17 protein-coding genes and 1 tRNA gene are annotated in these 18,009 nt (G+C 64.9%); 12 read left to right on the top strand and 6 right to left on the bottom strand.

What is annotated here, in order from left to right; translation table 11 throughout:
• The 3 genes from XF30_RS39690 to rpmH form a co-directional block, all read right to left on the bottom strand.
• Positions 1 to 122, bottom strand: a 122-nt coding sequence (locus XF30_RS39690) for a hypothetical protein (protein ID WP_244609124.1), incomplete at its 3' end; no start/stop codon positions are given.
• Between the two features lie 16 nt (positions 123 to 138).
• The gene (gene rnpA, locus XF30_RS36955) at positions 139 to 525 is read right to left on the bottom strand and encodes a ribonuclease P protein component (protein WP_109145452.1); all 387 of its coding nucleotides are present in this window, start codon (positions 523 to 525) and stop codon (positions 139 to 141) included.
• 27 nt (positions 526 to 552) lie between these two features.
• Positions 553 to 687, bottom strand: a complete 135-nt coding sequence (rpmH, locus tag XF30_RS36950) for a 50S ribosomal protein L34 (protein WP_008542748.1) — start codon at positions 685 to 687, stop codon at positions 553 to 555.
• Between the two features lie 350 nt (positions 688 to 1,037).
• Between rpmH and XF30_RS36945 the strand changes: the two genes are divergently transcribed.
• From XF30_RS36945 to XF30_RS36920, 6 genes are all read left to right on the top strand, one after another.
• A complete protein-coding gene (locus XF30_RS36945) occupies positions 1,038 to 2,537 on the top strand; it encodes a sensor histidine kinase (protein ID WP_036014057.1) in 1,500 nt (499 codons plus the stop codon).
• Positions 2,538 to 2,833: 296 nt separating this feature from the next.
• A tRNA-Arg gene (locus XF30_RS36940) sits at positions 2,834 to 2,910 on the top strand.
• 84 nt (positions 2,911 to 2,994) lie between these two features.
• Positions 2,995 to 3,351, top strand: coding sequence for a 6-carboxytetrahydropterin synthase QueD (gene queD / locus XF30_RS36935; protein ID WP_109145451.1), 357 nt, complete (start codon positions 2,995 to 2,997; stop codon positions 3,349 to 3,351).
• A 229-nt stretch (positions 3,352 to 3,580) separates the two neighbouring features.
• Positions 3,581 to 5,446, top strand: coding sequence for a tetratricopeptide repeat protein (locus tag XF30_RS36930; protein WP_109145450.1), 1,866 nt, complete (start codon positions 3,581 to 3,583; stop codon positions 5,444 to 5,446).
• 59 nt (positions 5,447 to 5,505) lie between these two features.
• Complete coding sequence (locus tag XF30_RS36925; protein WP_109145449.1) at positions 5,506 to 6,408, top strand: hypothetical protein; 903 nt, start codon at positions 5,506 to 5,508, stop codon at positions 6,406 to 6,408.
• A gap of 101 nt (positions 6,409 to 6,509) precedes the next feature.
• A complete protein-coding gene (locus tag XF30_RS36920; RefSeq protein WP_146207778.1) occupies positions 6,510 to 7,151 on the top strand; it encodes a hypothetical protein in 642 nt (213 codons plus the stop codon).
• A gap of 90 nt (positions 7,152 to 7,241) precedes the next feature.
• Here the strand turns inward: XF30_RS36920 and XF30_RS36915 are convergent, their stop codons facing one another.
• Positions 7,242 to 8,033, bottom strand: a complete 792-nt coding sequence (locus XF30_RS36915) for a phytanoyl-CoA dioxygenase family protein (protein WP_109145448.1) — start codon at positions 8,031 to 8,033, stop codon at positions 7,242 to 7,244.
• A gap of 184 nt (positions 8,034 to 8,217) precedes the next feature.
• Positions 8,218 to 8,544 (bottom strand): hypothetical protein, encoded by a 327-nt coding sequence (locus XF30_RS36910; RefSeq protein ID WP_036014049.1) that lies wholly within the window; start codon positions 8,542 to 8,544, stop codon positions 8,218 to 8,220.
• Positions 8,545 to 8,819: 275 nt separating this feature from the next.
• Between XF30_RS36910 and XF30_RS36905 the strand changes: the two genes are divergently transcribed.
• Both XF30_RS36905 and XF30_RS36900 read left to right on the top strand, forming a co-directional pair.
• Positions 8,820 to 9,485, top strand: a complete 666-nt coding sequence (locus XF30_RS36905) for a class I SAM-dependent methyltransferase (protein WP_036014038.1) — start codon at positions 8,820 to 8,822, stop codon at positions 9,483 to 9,485.
• Between the two features lie 15 nt (positions 9,486 to 9,500).
• Positions 9,501 to 10,544, top strand: coding sequence for a zinc-binding dehydrogenase (locus XF30_RS36900; RefSeq protein ID WP_109145447.1), 1,044 nt, complete (start codon positions 9,501 to 9,503; stop codon positions 10,542 to 10,544).
• Between the two features lie 46 nt (positions 10,545 to 10,590).
• On the opposite strand, the gene XF30_RS36895 is transcribed toward XF30_RS36900, so the two are convergent.
• On the bottom strand, positions 10,591 to 11,454 hold the full coding sequence (locus XF30_RS36895) for a LysR family transcriptional regulator (RefSeq protein WP_109145998.1): 864 nt from the start codon (positions 11,452 to 11,454) through the stop codon (positions 10,591 to 10,593).
• Positions 11,455 to 11,556: 102 nt separating this feature from the next.
• On the opposite strand from XF30_RS36895, the gene XF30_RS36890 reads away from it, so the two are divergent.
• The 4 genes from XF30_RS36890 (at position 11,557) to XF30_RS36875 (ending at position 18,008) form a co-directional block, all read left to right on the top strand.
• Positions 11,557 to 12,867, top strand: coding sequence for an aspartate aminotransferase family protein (locus tag XF30_RS36890; RefSeq protein ID WP_109145997.1), 1,311 nt, complete (start codon positions 11,557 to 11,559; stop codon positions 12,865 to 12,867).
• Between the two features lie 20 nt (positions 12,868 to 12,887).
• A complete protein-coding gene (locus XF30_RS36885) occupies positions 12,888 to 14,498 on the top strand; it encodes a gamma-glutamyltransferase family protein (protein WP_109145446.1) in 1,611 nt (536 codons plus the stop codon).
• 199 nt (positions 14,499 to 14,697) lie between these two features.
• Complete coding sequence (locus XF30_RS36880) at positions 14,698 to 16,842, top strand: GumC family protein (RefSeq protein ID WP_109145445.1); 2,145 nt, start codon at positions 14,698 to 14,700, stop codon at positions 16,840 to 16,842.
• Positions 16,843 to 16,844: 2 nt separating this feature from the next.
• Complete coding sequence (locus XF30_RS36875) at positions 16,845 to 18,008, top strand: glycoside hydrolase family 5 protein (RefSeq protein WP_109145444.1); 1,164 nt, start codon at positions 16,845 to 16,847, stop codon at positions 18,006 to 18,008.
• The last annotated feature ends 1 nt before the right edge of the window (position 18,009 follow it).

Raw genomic sequence — 18,009 nt, 5'->3', positions numbered from 1 at the left:
GACTGCGCCTGCTGCTGGGCGCGCTGCTTCTCCATCTGCGGCACATTGTAGAAGTACTGCCAGGCGATCAGCACCAGGCCGGACAGAATGACGGCGAGGATGGTATTGCGATTGTCGGTCATCTCGATTGTCTCGTCATCAATCCGGTTTGCGGCTGGTCGCTGCGGCGTGACCCGGCCTGTGGCCGCGCGCTTTGGCCGTATGCCGCGCGGGCTTCGTGAACGCTATGCGCAGATCGTCGAGCATGGTGGCGAAGTCGCGCGAGAGCGCGTCCTTTCGTCCGACCAGGACATAATCATGGTGGGGCTGCATCGATGTCGGATCGAGCCGCTTCACCAGTTCGCGCAACCGGCGCCGGATGCGATTGCGCTCGGGGGCGTTGCCGTTCTTCTTGGTGACGGTGAAGCCGATCCTGACAGGGCCGGAATCATCGCGGCGGCGGCTTTGCAGGACGAACGCGGGACTATTCACCCGCGCGCCATTGGCAACGGCGAGGAAATCCGCCCGCTGCCTCAGCCGATCCATGATGAAATCCCAAAAAGGGGGTCCGGCTCAGGCGCTCAGACGCTTGCGGCCGCGGGCGCGGCGGGCGGCGAGAACCTTGCGGCCGCCGGCAGTGGCGAGACGGGCGCGGAAGCCGTGACGGCGCTTGCGCACCAGTTTGCTGGGTTGATAAGTCCGCTTCACGGGTTTTTCTCCGCTGACCGGGCAATTTGCCTGTAGAATTGATGGTAAAGTCCGGAAGATACGGCCCAAAACGGGCCCTTTTTCGGCCCCAAGAGAGCCGCTCCCGGTGTCGCACCGGGTCATCGCGGACAATTCGCGCGGCTTATAAGGGAGCGCCTTGTCTTCGTCAACGCCGCACAAGCGCGCGATTGTGGTGAATATCGCTGTTTGCGCGGCGTTTTTAACCCTTGAGGTGGCGACTCGCGCTATCAGCGCTTACATCACACCTCGGCAGATTAGCGATCCGTAATTTGACCGGACATCGGTCGGGTCGCATCCTCCATCAGCCAAGGCCAACAGGGGCGAGTTTCGTGCCAGCCACAGATCGCCAGCCGATCCAGGATCTGGATCAGCCAGACCAGCCGGCGACGCGGCCCCGCGGCTCGCGCGGGCTCGGGTTGTCCGGCAAGCTGCTGCTGCTCACCATTCCCTTGGTGATGATCGCCGCGGTGCTGCTCTACGTGCCAGCCATCGCGAATTTCTGGGTCAACCGGCTGAATGATCGCGTCGCGGCGGCCAACACCGCGGCGCTGGTGCTGGATGCGGCGCCGCTCGGCATGGTCCCCGATTCGCTGTCGCGGCAGATCCTGAAGAGCATCAATGCCCGCGCCGTCGCCATCAAGATGGGCCAGCAGCGCCGGCTGCTCGCCAGCGACAACATTCCCGCCGCCATCGAGCACGACATCGACCTGCGCGACATGACGGCCTGGGAGGCGATCACCGGCTCGTTCCGGATGATGCTGGAGACCGGCAACCAGGCCATCCGCATCGTCGGCCCCGGGGTCGGCAATGCACAGTTCATCGAGATCGTCACCGATGAGCTGCCGCTGCGGAAGCAGATGTACCGCTTCTCCCGCAACCTCGTCGTGGTCGCGTTGATCATCGCGGTGCTGACCGCGGGCCTCGTCTATCTCGCGCTTCATTATCTCTTCGTGCGCCCGATGCGGCGGCTGACCGCGAGCCTGGTCGGCTTCCACGAGAATCCCGAGAGCTCGGCCGGCATCATCGTGCCGAGCCAGCGCAGCGACGAGATCGGGGTCGCCGAGCGCGAATTGTCCGACATGCAGCGCGACCTGATGTCGATGCTGAATCAGAAGAGCCGGCTCGCTGCCCTCGGCCTCGCGGTCTCCAAGATCAACCACGATCTGCGCAATCTGCTCGCCTCGGCCCAGCTGCTGTCGGATCAGCTCGCCAGCGTGCCGGATCCGCGCGTGCAGCGCTTTGCGCCCAAGCTCGTGCGCTCGCTCGAGCGCGCCATCGCCTTCTGCCAGTCGACATTGTCCTACGGCCGCGCCCAGGAGGCCGCACCCGACCGCCGCATGATCCTGATCGAGCCTGTTGTGATGGAGGTGCGGGAGACCGCGGGGCTCGCCAACGACGCCTCGATCGCCTGGGTCGCCGCGATCGAGCGCGGGCTCGCGGTCGACGCCGATCCCGACCAGCTGTTCCGGGTCTTGCTCAACCTCGTCCGCAACGCCGCCCAGGCGCTCGAAAGCCATGCGGCGGGTGAGGGGCGCGTGCAGCAGATCCGGATCACCGGAAAGCGCGAAGGCGCCGTCGCCATTCTCGAGGTCTCCGACACCGGCCCCGGCGTTCCCCCGAAGACCCGGGAGCGCCTGTTCGAGGCCTTCCAGACCTCGGGCCGCCCCGGCGGCAGCGGCCTTGGCCTCGCCATCGCCGCCGAGCTGGTCCGCGCCCATGGCGGCGAGATCCACCTGGTCGAGGGCACCATCGGCGCCACGTTCCGCATCGTCATCCCCGACCGTCCCGTGGAACTGCTCTCCATCCGCAACGAGCGCCAGAGGGCTTAAGGCTAGGCCAGCGGCCGACTGAAACGAGCTGGGCCATCGCCATTCCTTCCGTCATTCCGGGACGACCCGAAGGGTCGGGCCCGGAATCCATAACCCCGGCTGGTGGTTATGGATTCCGGGCTCGCGACTTCGTCGCGCCCCGGAATGACGAAGAGAAGTGCGGAAATGCCCCAAAATACCGGCGAGCCGGACCTTGCCAATCGGGACAAGAGCGGTTAGTCAGAGCGCTCTTTCGCACCCCCTCCGGCTCCGCCGGGGGCTGCTTGCGGGCCCTGCCCGCGCTGTTTGCGAAACACGCGCCCGTAGCTCAGCTGGATAGAGCATCAGACTACGAATCTGAGGGTCGGACGTTCGAATCGTTCCGGGCGCGCCATTCTTTGCCGAAAGGTCAGGACAGGACAGCATCTGGTCGCCAGACCGGCCCGAGACCGGATGGCCATGCCGTGTGGGGAGCTGGATGAGGATATCGCAGGCGTTCAAGTTCGAGGCGGCGCATCGGCTGCCAAACGTGCCCGAGACTCACAGGTGCAGCCGGCTGCATGGTCATTCCTATCGGGTTGAGGTCCAGCTGGATGGGCCGGTCGACCCGCACACCGGCTTCGTCGCTGATTTCTTCGATATCGAGAAAAGCTTCGCCGGCATCATGGCGGCGCTGGACCACCAGTGCCTGAACGAGGTCGACGGCCTCGCGAATCCGACCGCCGAGAATATCGCGGTCTGGATCTGGGACCGCTTGAAGCCCAGCCTGCCGCAGCTGTGGGCGGTCCGCGTTTATGAAACGGCGGATTGCTGGGCCGAATATCAGGGGCGGTGACGACGGCCCGCTGACCCAGCGCCGGCCTCACCGTCGCCATATGGGAACCCGCAGGGCAACTCAGGATCAGCCGTATGAGCGGAGTGGTGCTGCTTGCGCGCGGGTCTCATTGCTCACGAATATATGAGCTGTGTTGATAACCGCATGCGGGTTGGAAGGTTTAATTTCAAGCTGGCGTAGAATGTCCGCAATGCCAGTTGTGCTTGGCCCCTGTCCAGGGAAACCGTTGATGGAACGCAAGCTCGCCGCGATCATGGCCGCCGACATCGTCAGCTACAGCCTGATGATGGCCGAAAACGAGGCCTCCACCTATAAAGAGCTGCGCACGGTCTTCGACAATCTGATCGAGCCCACAGTCGCGCAGCATGGTGGACGCATCTTCAAGAAGACCGGCGACGGGTTTCTGGCGATGTTTCCCAGCGTCAACGAAGCCGTTGATGCGGGCTCTGCCATCCAGCAAGGGTTCGACAACGCCCCGTTTGAGCTGCGCATAGGCATCAACCTCGGTGATGTCATCGAGGATAATGGCGATATGTACGGCGACGGCGTTAATGTCGCCACACGGCTCGAGACGATGGCCGATCCCGGCAGCATCTTTGTTAGCGGCGCTGTCGTCATGGCCGCAGACCGCAATCGCGGCGATGTGTTCGCGCGTGTGGGCCGCAGGCGCGCCAAAAACATTCCCGAGCGTCTTAATGTCTACCGGGTCCGACGCGCGCAATCCTCGTGGTCTCGCTGGCGAAAAGTCCCGCGCGTTCTACGCGGTACCGCTGCGCGCTGGTCGTATGGCGTCGCCGCCGTAGCCCTTGTCCTCATCGGCACCCAAATCCAACCGCTTTCCCTGGCGGCGATGGTCAGCCGGCTCCCGGCCGCGCTATCTTTCGACCAGACCCGCGCCGACCCGCGCCCGTCAGTTGCGGTCATGCCCTTTGCGACCATGGGCGGGGACCAGTCGTACTTTGCAGACGGGCTGACCGAGGATGTGACCACGGCGCTCGCAAGGAATTCCGAGCTTCAGATCATCGCGCGCGACTCCACTTATGCCGTGCGCGGGCAAGACAGCGATATGCGCAAGCTCGGGGCAAAGCTGGGCGTTTCCTACGTGGTGGAAGGCAGCGCGCGCCGCGAGGGGGACCGGCTTCGCGTCTCGGCGCAGCTGATCGACGTGAAATCGGGCGCGCACCTTTGGTCGCGCAGCTTCGACAGGCAGGTTGCCGACGTCTTCACCGTACAAAGCGAGCTGACCACGGAAATCGTCGCCCAGCTCGCGCCGTATATCGGCCGAAGTGAAGCCATCGCTGCCGCGCAACGGCCGACCGACAACCTCCAGGCTTACGATTTTCTCTTGCGGGCCCGTCATCGATACCGGCATGGCGTCCAGGATGCGGAAGCACTCATGGAGGCACGCGGCCTCTATCAACGCGCGCTGGAAATGGACCCGGCCTATGCCGCCGCTCGTGCGGGCTTGGCGCTCACTTACATCGCAGATGTGGCCAAGAGGTCGAGTGGTCGGGCGACAGCGCATGAGCTGGAACTAGGTCTTAGCGAAGCGCGCCAGGCTGTGCGCCTCGATCCCAATCTCTCGCTCGGCTATCAGGTGATCAGCTTCGGGCTGGCGGTGCAGGGCGATTATGCGGGCGGCTTGCAGGCCGCCAAGCGCGCCGTCGAACTGAATCCCAATGACCCGGATAGCATGATGGCATTGGCAAAAGCACAAGTCCGTTTCGGGGACTACGCGGACGCCGTTGCCAATGCCGAACGGGCACGTCGCCTTCATCCCATGGCACCGGAATATTACGCCTATGTGCATGGCCAGGCTCTTTACGCCGCTGATCGTCGCGATGAGTCGGCTACCGTGATCTCCGAATGCCTTGTAAGGGCGCCGCGCGATGCCAACTGCCTGCTCATCCAGGCTGCGCTGCAAGGGCGGCGCGGTGATATAGAAGCGGCGCAGCTGACGATGGCAAGCTTGGTAGGGGCCCAACCGACATTTTCGTTGGAGGCAGAGCGCTCTTATCGCCGGTTTGGCAACAAGCCGCTCATGGAGCAGTTCCTGAAGGACCTGACGGTGGCGAAGGCACCGGGGGCTGCGTAATAGGATTTTTGTTCAGTTTCATCTCGTCGGGCGCACCGTTTCGATAGTAAGTTCGTCCGATGCGCACGATCGATCATCTATTCTCCCGCTTCGTTTTATTCCTTGCCATCGCAGCCGCCCCGGTGCTTCCCGCGCGCGCGGCCGAAACCTGCCCGTTCATCAGCGCCCAGGAGCTCGCCCGGGCGATGCCGGCGCTGAAATGGTCGCTGATTTCGAACCAGGACGGCCGCGGCTGCATCTACCAGGCCGGGCGCGGCGACACGATGATGCTCTCCGTGTTCCGCAATCCCGACAAGGACCGCGCCAGGGAATTGTACGCGACCTTCGTCAAGACGCTTGGCGAACGCATGCCGCTGGGCGCAGTGTCCGGAATCGGCGACGAGGGCCAGGGTGGAACGAGCGCGGCGGGCGCGGAACGCCAGGAGGCCTCGGTCGTCGCCCTGTCCGGCGATTACATCCTGCAGATCAGCGTCTATCCGATCGGCCGGCGCGCCGATGATGCGCTGCTCGCGCCGATCACTGAGGCCGCGCGCGTTGCCGTCGGCAATGTGAGCAGGAGCAGCGAGCGGTTCGGCAATTGCGAGTGGCTCACGGCCGCCGATGCCGACGGCTTTCTCGACAACGGCACGCTGACGGTGCAGCGGACCGGGGCAGGCAGCTGCATGATGTTCGATCGTGAGGCCAACACCATGACCGTCGCGGTGATCACGACCTCGCGCGATACCGCCATCGGCATGATGAAGCGTGCAGGGCCATGCACGCACGTGGCGATCCCCGAGCTCGGCCGCGAAGCCTTCGGCGAGCATTCCTGCACCAAGGGCAACGGCAACGCCGTCCACATCCATGTCTGGAAGAACGGCCGCCAGGCTTCGATCCTGTTCGCCCCGGTCAAGCCGCATCCGCAGTCCGGCTCGGTCGAGCGCCTGAAGGCGGTTGCCGCGCGGGTGTATGGGAAACTGTGACGACGGTGGTCGGAGTCACACTTGCGTCGCGCAATTCTGGATTGCGTTTGCCGCGGGCGCAGCTATCGTCCCACACCGCACGGTCTGCTGGAAAGCCCTTGATGTCTAAGCGTCGCACATGCTCCGCAGCCAGTGACTTGATCTGTGTCGCTGCCGCGCTGCTGCTATCAGCCCTCACCGCCGATGCCCAGGAGGCACAGTGGTCTCCGTTGTGGGATGCCTTGACGAAGCGGTCTGACGCAAAGGTGGTTGATGGCGTCAATGACAAGGGCAAGGCGACGCGACGTATAGATCTCTCCTCGGGGGTGTCCTTCTTTTTGGAGCGCGATGGCGACCGGATCATGAGTACCGGGTTCGACAATAGCGGACGCGGAGCCGTGCAATGCAGTTGGGAGATTTATGTCGGGGTTCGAGCCTACACCGAAGTTTGCCAGCCGAGCGAAGATCAAGCCTTTGAAGCCGATCTGGACGATGCGATAGCTCGCATGAACGAGTTCATCGTTGAGAACAGCATCGTTCCCGTGACCAAATCGGAGCTTCAGGATGCCATTCGGCAACGTAAGCAGCACGTCGGGGACGTGGTGCGCGGGCAATCCGACGACGATCGCCGCAAGCTGTGCGAAGCCAACCCTATTCGTCCCATGAGCATTGCATTGCGGTCCGCTTCGCACGACTTGCGAGTTTCAACTTTGAACACGCTCTTGTCCGTCAAGCGACCACCGGTGAAAAATCCGTGCCTTTGAGCGTGCCGCTGCCGGCGTGATGCGGTTTCGCAAACGACACAAGGCGACAGCAACATCCGGGACCGCCCAGCGGCCCCGGATGCCATCCGCCTACACCGTCAGCCCGCAAGCCCGCCGGATCGCGATCTGAATCGGCGAAGGTGGCAGCGCCGGATCGAATTCGCGCTTCGGCAGCAGCGGAGGCTGTGCCATGAAGCGCGGCTCTTTCCCGCGGTGGGGTTGCGCGGCATGAACCAGGAACGGGTGGCACAGATAGACGGTGCCTGGCTTGCCGGTCGCAAGTTCAACCTCGCGATCCCTTGTCGACGCCCAGTCGCCGGCAGCAAGTTGCCGGAGCGTTGCGCCCGCCTCGCCATGGGGCAGTAGCTCCCGCGCGATGGCCGCATGCGAGCCTTTCCGGATTCGCGTGGGCGCATCATAGTTTCCGACGTCCGAGAACAGGAAGAGCATCAGCAGCGCACGGCCGCTGCTCTTCACATTGGCACGCCATTCCATGAAGTCGGCATGGGCTGTGCCAAAGCTCATGTCCACATGCCAGCCATCGTCGCCTGGCGATTGCGATGACGGGAAGCGGATCGGAAAGGTTCCGAGGCCCCTGGGCGCAAGCCAGCGTCCTTCGCCGGCGAGCTGATCATAGGCCTTGTGCAGACGCGGCGTGTTCGCGGCTTCAATGAAGGGGGGCGTCGCTTTGGCGCCGACCCGGACAACGGGCTGGGTCCAATGTTCGGGCTCGTCCGGCGACAGGCCGATATCCGCCCACAGCTCGTCCCTGCATTGCTTGGCAAGGTCGGTGCTGAAGGCATTCTCGAGTTTGACGAAACCGTCGTCGATGAAGGTCTGGACCTGACGGGGCGTCAGGCCAACCTGTTCGGTCTTGGGCATTGCACATCTCTCCGTTCGGCTACCGCAGCGCGCGTAGCCGTTTGATCTGAGTGGCGCAGGAGCGCCGGAACGACGTTCTGCCGTTCAGATCAGCGGGAAGAATGTGGAGATGAACTTCATGGCGGGAACGTATAGCGCGGCGGAGCGCGGAATCAAGACACGGACAAGCGGATGAGCGAGCCCTTCACCGCAGGCCCTGCTCGTCGATCAGGATGCGGTGGATCTCGATGCGCTCCGGCAGCTCGATCAGAAACTCCGCGTCGCGCGCGAGATGATGGACCTTGGTCGGCTCGCCCTTGGTGAAAGCCGTCATGGCTGCGATGTCCGCCCAATAGGAAATGGTAGTGAACCACGTCTCCTCGTCGCGGTCCTCGCGCAATTGCTGCACGCCGAGCGCGGTCTTTCGCAGCGGCGGGATGCCCTCGGCCTGCAGATAGGCCTGGTAGGCGTCGGCGAGGTCGCGGCGGGTACGGCCGCGCCAGACGCGGGCGATGGTCGGCTTGGTCGGCATGGCAGGATTCTCCTCGCTGCCGAACGCCGTGCGGCGCATCTCGTTCCAGCGTCGCCATGTCACGGCCGCCGGCAGCCGCGGCTGGAACCTGGCGCTTGGTCGGCACTGGCGATTCATCGGCCGGATCTTGACCGGCGCCGCGGCAGCATTTCCACATCATTGATCTGAAACAATGATGGTCTTCGCGACAAATGCTAGGGCCAGTCGCAGGTCACGTGCGAGGCTCCCCAGGCCGGTCAAGACAATCTCCGCGCGTGATGAAATCCGAGGGCTCAATGGGACGACTGCTGAATATCGTAACGCCGCTGCACACTGCGACCAAGCGCGACTACATGGGCCGCATGAACGACGACAAGATCGGCTGCTCGCTGAAGGCGCGGGAGTACGAGGCCGATTACTGGGACGGCGATCGCCGTTTCGGTTATGGCGGCTACCGCTTCATCGAGGGGCGCTGGGCCCCCGTCGCCAAGGCGCTGATCGAGACCTATGGCCTGAAGGACGGGTCGAGCGTGCTCGACGTCGGCTGCGGCAAGGGTTTTCTGCTGTACGAGATGCAGAAGATCCTGCCGGGTCTGAAGGTCACCGGCTTCGACATTTCCAAGCATGGTCTTGCCAATGCACACGAGCAGGTGAAGCCGTATCTGTTCAACTATCGCGCCCAGGACGTCTATCCCTATGGCGACGACAGCTTCGACCTCGTCATCTCGCTGGGCACCCTGCACAATCTCAGGCTCTACGAGCTCGAGGCCGCGCTCAAGGAGATCGAGCGGGTCGGCAAGAACAAATACGTCATGGTCGAGGGCTACCGGAACGTCACCGAGCTGCACAACCTCGAATGCTGGGCGCTGACGGCAGAATCCATCCTGCACACCTCGGAATGGATCTGGCTCTACGGCAAGCTTGGCTACACCGGCGATTACGAATTCATCTATTTCGAGTGACCGGGCGCGCGACCCATGGACATCAAGACTGCAAAGGCCGCGATCCTCGTCGAATCCGGCAAGCCGCTGATCGTCGACGAGTTCAATCTGCCCGACAGGCTCGAGCACGGTCAGGTGCTCGCCCATGTGCACACGTCGAGCATTTGCGGCGCGCAGATCAACGAGATCGACGCCGTCAAGGGCGTCGACAAGTTCCTGCCGCACCTGTTGGGGCACGAGGCGCTGGCGACCATCGTCGAAACCGGACCCGGCGTCGTCTCCTGCAAGCAGGGCGATACCGTCGTCATGCATTGGCGGCCGGGCAAGGGCATCCAGTCCAACACGCCGGTCTATTCCTGGCGCGGCAAGCGCCTCAATGCGGGCTGGGTCACCACCTTCAACGAATATGCCGTGGTGTCGGAGAATCGCGTCACGCCCGTTCCTGATACGATCGACCGCACCAGTGCGCCGCTGCTCGGCTGCGCGGTGACGACCGCGCTCGGCGTCGTCAACAACGATGCGCAGATCGCCATCGGCGAAGCCGTCGTCGTATTCGGTGTCGGCGGCGTCGGATTGAACATCGTGCAATTCGCCGCGATGGTCGGCGCATGGCCGGTCATTGCGATCGATCGCCTCGACAACAAGCTGGCCATGGCGAAGGATTTCGGCGCCACCCACATCGTCAATTCCGAGACCGTGAAGGATGTGGCCGCCGAGGTCCGGTCCGTCACGGGGGCCGACGGCCCCGACAAGGTCGTCGAGACCACCGGCGTCAAGAACCTGATCGAGCTCGCCTACGAGATCACGGCCAAGAAAGGCCGCTGCATCCTCGTCGGCGTGCCCCGCGAGAAGGCCGAGATCTATACCCTGCCGTTGCACTTCGAGAAGGTGCTGAAGGGCTCGGAAGGCGGGCAATGCCAGCCCGCGCGCGATATCCCGCGCCTGGTGCGACTCAGCGACGCCGGCAAGGTGAGCTACCGCGGCATCGTGACCCACCAATTCGCGCTCGACGACATCAACGACGCCCTGGATCTGATGCGCAGCGGCACATCGGGACGGATCCTCCTGAACATCAGCTGAGCGCTATGCTCGCCGCGCACGCGCGAACATCGAGTGCAATAGGTCACTAATCGATCTCCGCCTTGGTCTTCAGTCCGGGCAATGCGGTGCGGACGTGCTCGGCCAGCGTCGTCGCCAGCAGCGAGGGCCTCGCCTCCGAGAATTCGAGCGCGATGCCGATGGTCGGAAGCAGGGGCAGTCCGGCCGAGACGACGTGTAGATCGAACGGGACCGCGGTTCGTGTCAGGACGCTGATCGCATGACCGGACCGCGCGATCGCGATCAGGCCGGCGAGGCTGTTGCTCGCGTAGGCGACCCTGTAGCGCCGATTGACCGCGTCCATCGCGGCGCAGGCGGCGCGGTAGTCCAGGCTCATCGGCGCCGCCAGCGCCAGCGGCAGCACATCCTGCGTCAGTATTTTCGGTTCGGCCTCGTTCGCGACCCAGACGAAGCGCTCCTCGCGGATCACCTCGCGCGCTCCGGCATCGGACAGCGAGACCAGCGCCATGTCGATCTGGCGCCGCGCCAGCATCGGGCGCAGCTCGGAGGTCGGTGCGCAGACCATGCGCAGCTCGACATTGGGATGCAGCGCGCAGAACCCCTTCAGCAGTGCCGGCAGGAAAGCGATCGAATAGTCCTCCGGGCAGCCCAGGCTCAGCGTCCCCTTGAGACTCTCGCCGCTCATGTCGGCGAGAATCTCGTCGTGCTGCGCCAGCAGCATCTCGGCGTGGGCGAGCAGTTTCTCGCCGGCCGCGGTCAGTCTCATGCCGGATCCGCTGCGGTGAAACAGCGGCTGCGTGATCGTCTGTTCCAGCCGTTGCATCTGCATGCTGAGCGCGGACTGTGTCCGGCCAATCTGCAAGGCCGCCAGGCTGATCGAGCCGGTGCGGGCCACGACGACGAAATTCCTCAGAAGGTTGAGATCCAGCATCGACATCAAGAAGATTGATATCCAGATTGAATTATATCAATTAGCCTGAAGTCAAATTCTTGACTAGAGGTTCAGACGTCCCCCAAGCGAGAGGTGGCTGTCATGACCTTGAACGCTGATTCCGATTTCTGGGCGTCCGCCAACACGCATCTGACCCGCTATGGGCCGAGTTTCGAACCCGTCATCATCGAGCGTGCGGCCGGCAGTTTCGTCTACGACGCCGACGGACGCGCCATCCTCGACTTCACCTCGGGTCAGATGAGCGCCGTGCTGGGGCACACGCATCCCGACATCGTTGCCACCGTCGCGCGGCAAATGGGAGCGGTCGCTCATCTCTTCAGCGGCATGCTCTCGCGTCCGGTGGTGACGCTGGCCGAGCGTCTCGCTGCGCTTGCGCCCGGTCTCGGTCGCGTGCAGCTGCTGACGACAGGCGCGGAAGCCAATGAAGCGGCGATCCGGATGGCCAAGCTCGTCACCGGCAGGCACGAAATCGTCGCCTTCGCGCAAAGCTGGCACGGCATGACCGGCGCGGCGGCGTCGGCGACCTACAGCGCGGGCCGGCGCGGTTATGGGCCGGCCGCGGTCGGATCGTTCGTCATTCCCGCGCCGAACGCCTATCGGCCGCGCTTCAGGAACGTCGACGGCAGCAACGACTGGCAGACCGAGCTCGACGATGCGTTCGCACTGATCGACAGCCAGTCGACCGGTAGTCTGGCGGCCTTCATCGCCGAGCCGATCCTCTCCAGCGGCGGCATTCTGGAACTGCCGCTCGGCTATCTCGCGGCCTTGAAGCAAAAATGCGAGCAGCGCGGCATGCTGCTGATCCTCGACGAAGCTCAGACCGGAATCGGCCGCACCGGGCACATGTTTGCCTTCGAGCGTGACGGCGTGGTGCCTGATATTCTCACGCTGTCGAAGACGCTCGGCGCCGGTCTGCCGCTCGCCGCGGTCATGACGACAAAGGCCATCGAGCAGACCGCGTTCGAGCGCGGCTTCCTGTTCTACACCACGCATGTCTCCGATCCCTTGCCCGCCGCGATCGGCGTCACGGTGCTCGACGTTGTCGCGCGCGACGGGTTGGTGGCGCAGGCAACCGCCAGGGGCAACAGGCTCCGGGATGGATTGCTGTCGCTGCAGCAAAAGTTCGAATGCGTCGGTGACGTCAGGGGCCGCGGGCTTCTGCTTGGTCTTGAAATCGTCGTCGACCGGCAGTCCAAGACGCCGGGGTTTGAACTCGGCGCGCGGATCATGGAGGAGACCATGCGTCGCGGTCTCAGCATGAACATCGTCAAGTTGCCCAGCATGGGCGGCGTATTCCGCATCGCGCCGCCGCTCACGGTGTCCGAGGCCGAAATCGATCGCGGTCTCGAGATCATGTCGGAGGCGATCCAGGCTGCTGCGACGACGCACTGATCGGGGAAGGCCTTTTCCGGATGCAACTCGCCAGGACATATGGGCGTCCGACGCTGTTCTCGCAGCACGGCATGGTCGCCGCCGCGCATCCGCTCGCGGCACAGGCCGGTGCACGAATCCTGATGCAGGGCGGCAATGCGTTCGATGCGGCCGTCGCCACGGCGGCCGCCCTCAACGTGGTCGAGCCGTTCATGTCGGGGCTTGCCGGGTTTGGACTGGCCACGATCTGGGTGGCGATCGAGCAGCGCATTCGCGTGCTCGACTTCGCGCCGCCGATGCCCGCAAGCTTCCCGGTCGGCAGATACACCAGCAGATTCGAGCTCGAGCGCGGTGCGCAGGCGGCCTCGACGCCCGGCGATCTCGCGGGCTGGTGCGAGCTGCTCTCGCGCTATGGACGCAAATCGCTTCCGGACGTCTTTGCGCCGGCGATCACGCTGGCGCAGGGCGGCTTTGCGCTCTCGGACTTCGGTGTTGATGAGATCAACGAGCAGGTGCCGCTGCTCGAACCCTGGCCGGAGCTGCACGCCGCACTGGTCAGGAACTATCTCCCGGATGGAATGCCGGTGAAGCTCGGCAGCATCGTCGCGCAGCCTGATCTTGCGCAGACTCTTGCCGAGATCTCCGAATGGGGGCCCGAGCATCTGTATGGCGGCAAGCTCGGCCGGCGGATCGTGGACTATCTCGCCACGCTCGGCGGCAGCCTGACGCTGGACGATGTCATCGCCGTCAAGCCGCATTGGTTCGATCCCCTGACCGTGTCCTATCGGGGGCTCGAGCTTCACGTCCCGGCGCAGCAATGCGGCGGCTTCCAGTTCGCCCTGACCCTCAAGATCCTTGAAGGCTTTGACCTCGGGCGTCTGCCGAAGGACGGCGCCGATCATCTCGACACGGTCTATCGCGCGATCCGTCTCGCCGCCGGCGAGCGCATCGCCCATGGCAATCTGGGACCGGATCAAGCCGCTGCAGCAATGTCCGAGGCGACGATCGCGCGGCTTCGCCAGCGTGTGAGCGACGGCCGGCCGATCACGGGCCCGACGGAGCAATGGATGCCGCAGGATCGTGCCGATCCCGGCCACACCACCTCGTTCTCGATTGCCGACGCCGAAGGCAATCTGGTCTGCATGACGCAAAGTCTCGGCAGCCCGTTCGGCAGCGGCGTCGTGGTGCCGGGGACCGGCGTTTGCCTCAACAATCATCTGCATTGGGCCGACGTGCAGCCGGGAAGCCCGAACCTCGCCAAGCCGGGCGATGCGTTGCCGGTGACGCTGGCACCGTCGATTGCGACGCGCGGCAGCCGTCCGGTACTCGCGCTGGGGACGCCCGGCAGCTACGGCATCCCGCAAACCCAGGCCCAGGCTTATGTGCAGCACATCGAGTTCGGCCTTCCGCTGCAGCAGGCGATCGAGGCGCCGCGTTCACGGCTGTGGGACGGCCGCTTCATTCAGGCGGAGAACCGCATCGCGCCGGAGACCATCGCCGAACTGAAGCGCCGCGGCCACGAGATCGAGATCTTGGACACCGGATGGACCATGCTCTGCGGAGGCATGCAGGCCGTCGCGCTCGATCCGGTCACCGGCGTGATGACGGGTGCCGCCGATCCGAGGCGGGACGGGTATGTCATCGGCTTGTGAGCGGTCGCACATCGAGGCGAGCGCAGGCAGCGCCGCCGATGTGCGCCGCGCCTGAATGGCTGGCCGCGTCGCGTTAACGAATCGTTCACCGCCCAAGACAATCCCAGCCCAGCCGAGCCGTAACCGGCGGTTAACCATGGATATTTACGGTGTAGCAAGCCTCTGAGCTATGACTGTCAGTTGATTTCGAGTCCAACCCATGGCGTTCGGTAGCCGCGCATCTCCGCGAAGCATCGCCCCGACGGAGCAAGCGGCTTCGTGGGAAGCGCCGCGCGCTGCGAAGGCGAAGCCTGACGGCGCCTCGCCGGGACTGACCAAGGGATCGCTGACCGTCTCCGGGACGCTGTCCTTTCTGCGCGAGAACGGCCGGCGCATTCTGGCGCTGGCGCTGGCGCTGTTCGCCCTCGGCGTCGTCGCCCTGATGGTGCTTCCGGTCCGCTATGCCGCGACGGCCTTGGTCGTGCTCGATCCGCGCGAGCTGCGCGTGACCTCGGAGCAGGACGTGCTGCCCGGCATCGGCCAGGATGCCGCGGCGCTGCAGAGCCAGATCGAGATCGCCAAATCCGACGGCTTCCTCCGCCCCCTGATCGAGCAGCTCAATATCGCGGACGACGAGGACATCGCGGGCGGTTATACCGACATGACGCGCCTGCTCGAGAAATTCCGCAACCGCCTTGAGATCACCCGGCGCGGGCTGACCTACGTCATCGCGATTTCCTTCACCTCCAACCGGCCGGATCGCGCCGCCTACTATGCCAATGCCATCGCCGAGGCCTTCGTCGCCAGCCAGGGCCGCGTCCGCACCGAGGCGACGGACGAGGCGGCCGGCTGGCTCCAGGACCGGCTGAAAACGCTGAGCGAGCGCCTGCGCGCGTCGGAAGACGCCGTCGCCGCCTTCCGGCTCGAGCACAACATCGTCAATGCCGGCAAGGAATCCACCACGCAGCAATTGCGGGTGACCGATCTGACCCAGCAGGTCTCCGCCGCCCGCGCCCGCACTGAGGAGGCCAAGGCGCGCTACGAGCAGGTGCAGCGCGACGTCAAGGCCAATGTCGAAGGGCCGGTGAAGCAGGATCTCCTCAGCATGCTGCGCGCGCAGCGCTCGGCGCTGAACGACCAGATCGCGCAGAAGAAGGCGGTTTATGGCGACCGCCATCCCGACCTTGCGATCTCCTACAGCCAGCTGGCGGATATCAACCGGCAGATCGAGATCGAGCGGAAGAAGAACATCGATACGGCCAAGTCCGAATATGAGGCTCAGCTGGAGCAGCAGAACGCGCTGGAAAAGCAGCTCAAGGCGGTCGAGACCAAGATGCTGCGCGACGGCCAGGCGCTGGTGAAGCTGCAGGAGCTGCAGCGCGACGCCGATGCCAACCGCAACATCTACGAGCAGTTCCTGTCGCGGTTCAAGACCACCAATGAGCAGCGTCAGCTGCAGGCGTCCCAGACCAAGATCGCATCGGTTGCCATCCCGCCGTTGCGCTCGACGCGTCCGCCGCTCGCCTTGCTGCTCGCGGCGCTGGCGATCGGCTCGCTGCTGACGTCGACCGCCGCCGTTGCGGTGACGACGAGCCTGTCCGCCGACAAGCCCGAATCCGTTGAGGCGCCTGTCTCACGTGAAGCGGAGGAGACGCCCAACCGGCAAGTTTCCCCTCCTGCTGCCGCCGCGCGCCCAGCCGAGGCGATGGCCCGCCTTCCTGTCTGGGCCCGCATTCCCGAGCTGGCGCCAGGCGCCGGGATCAACACGGTCTGGCAAAGACCGGTCAGCGCGTCGGCCGAGCTCGATCTCGGCCCTCACTTACGGCCGTTGCTCGAACGCATCGACCGCGTGCCGGTGCGCGGCTGCAAGGTCGCGCTGGTTTTGTCGGTCGGCAAGAGCGCCGGCGGCAACACCGTGGCGCGCGCCCTCAATCGCGCCGCCGTCAACCGCGGCATGATGAGCGTGCTGATCCGGCTCCAGCCGGAATTTGCAGGCACCCAGCCCCCGGTGACCGAATGGCAGGACGGTTCGACCACGGCGGGACTTCAGTCGATCGACGAGCTGCTCAGTGCCGGGCGGAAGCCCGATGCGCGGCCCGAGGACGATATCCGCTCGGAGTTCGACCTGATCGTGGTACACGCCGGCAATCTCGCCTTGCAGCCCGATGCCATTGCGCTGGCCGCGCATGCCGACCTGATCGTCCTGGTGGCGCGCGCCGGCGAGCTTGGTTCGTCGGCGATGCGCAGGGTGACCGCGGCGCTGGCAAGATACGCGGCGGTGCCGACCGGCCTCGTCGTCAATCACGTGCCCGCTGATTCAATGGTGGCTCAGCCCGACGGTGGCGCTTTGGGCCTTGCGGTGTGACGATGACAGCCTTGCGCTGCCGTCTGCTGGCTGCGGCGATGCTGTTGTCGATCTCGTTCGGCCGTCCGGTATTCGCCGAGGATTGCGTGCCACTGCCGTCGACGGTTTCGCCCGGGCGGCTGGCCGCCCTCTCGCGCGGCTTCAACGCCGACGGTTGGATCAACGGTGCGCCACCGAGCCGCGCGCTGCTGCAGCAGCTGCGCAAGGCGGGCATGAGCCATGTCCGCCTGCCGGTGCCGGCGGAACGCGTGATGCCGCGCTTTGCCGCAAAGGACGAGCGCGAGGCGACGCTGCGCGTGCTAGACGGCGCGTTGAAGCAGCTGACCTCGCTCGGCTATTCCAGCTCCGTCGACCTTCATCCGGGCGAGCGCTTCAATCGCCTGCACAAGGATGATCCGGATGCAGCGATGGGCGAGATGCAGGAGGCCTGGCGCGCGCTTGCTGGGGTCATTCGGTCATATCCAGCCGATCTAGTCTTCGCCGAGTTGCTCAACGAACCCGATATCGAAGCGGACCGATGGCAAAAGGAGGTCGAGGCGCTCGCCGCCTTCGTTCGCCGGTTGCTGCCCGCCACCACGCTCATCGTCGGCCCGGTCAACTGGCAGCGCGCGGACTCGCTGCCGCGGTTTCGCCCGCTGGCGGACCCTGACGTCGTCTATGCCATCCATTTCTACGATCCGATGGTGTTCACCCATCAGGGGCACTGGGACGCGCGCGATCCGCTGCACGACATCATGGATCTGCCTTATCCGATCAATGCCGGCGATCCCAAGGTTCAGGCGCTTCGGCAGGATTTGCAGGCGAGGGGCGCGGTCAAGGCGCTCGCCATGCTCGATACCGCGATTGGCGCCGCCAAGGAGAAGCCGGGAGCCGATCGCTGGCTCGCGCCGGCGCTCGCATGGCAGCAGCAAGTTTCGCGGCCGATCATCGTCAATGAGTTCGGCGTGTTGAAAGCCGGCGCCCCCCGGCAGAGCCGGTTGCGCTGGCTGGCGGAGGTCACTGCCTATGCCCGCGCGCATTGCTGGGGCTGGGCGCATTGGGAACTGGCGCAAGGCTTTGGCCTGGTCGACGCCGCAACCGGCAAGCCCGATCCCGACGTGATGCGGGCGCTGCTCGGCGCGCCCGGCCGGCCTGAACGGGCTCCCGCTGCGCGCCGCGATCGTTAAC

It is taken from the genome of Bradyrhizobium sp. SUTN9-2 (assembly GCF_003122645.1).
Taxonomy (GTDB): Bacteria; Pseudomonadota; Alphaproteobacteria; order Rhizobiales; family Xanthobacteraceae; genus Bradyrhizobium; species Bradyrhizobium yuanmingense.
Note: the sequence above shows the minus strand (reverse complement) of the source record. Positions and strands in the feature narration are given on the sequence as shown.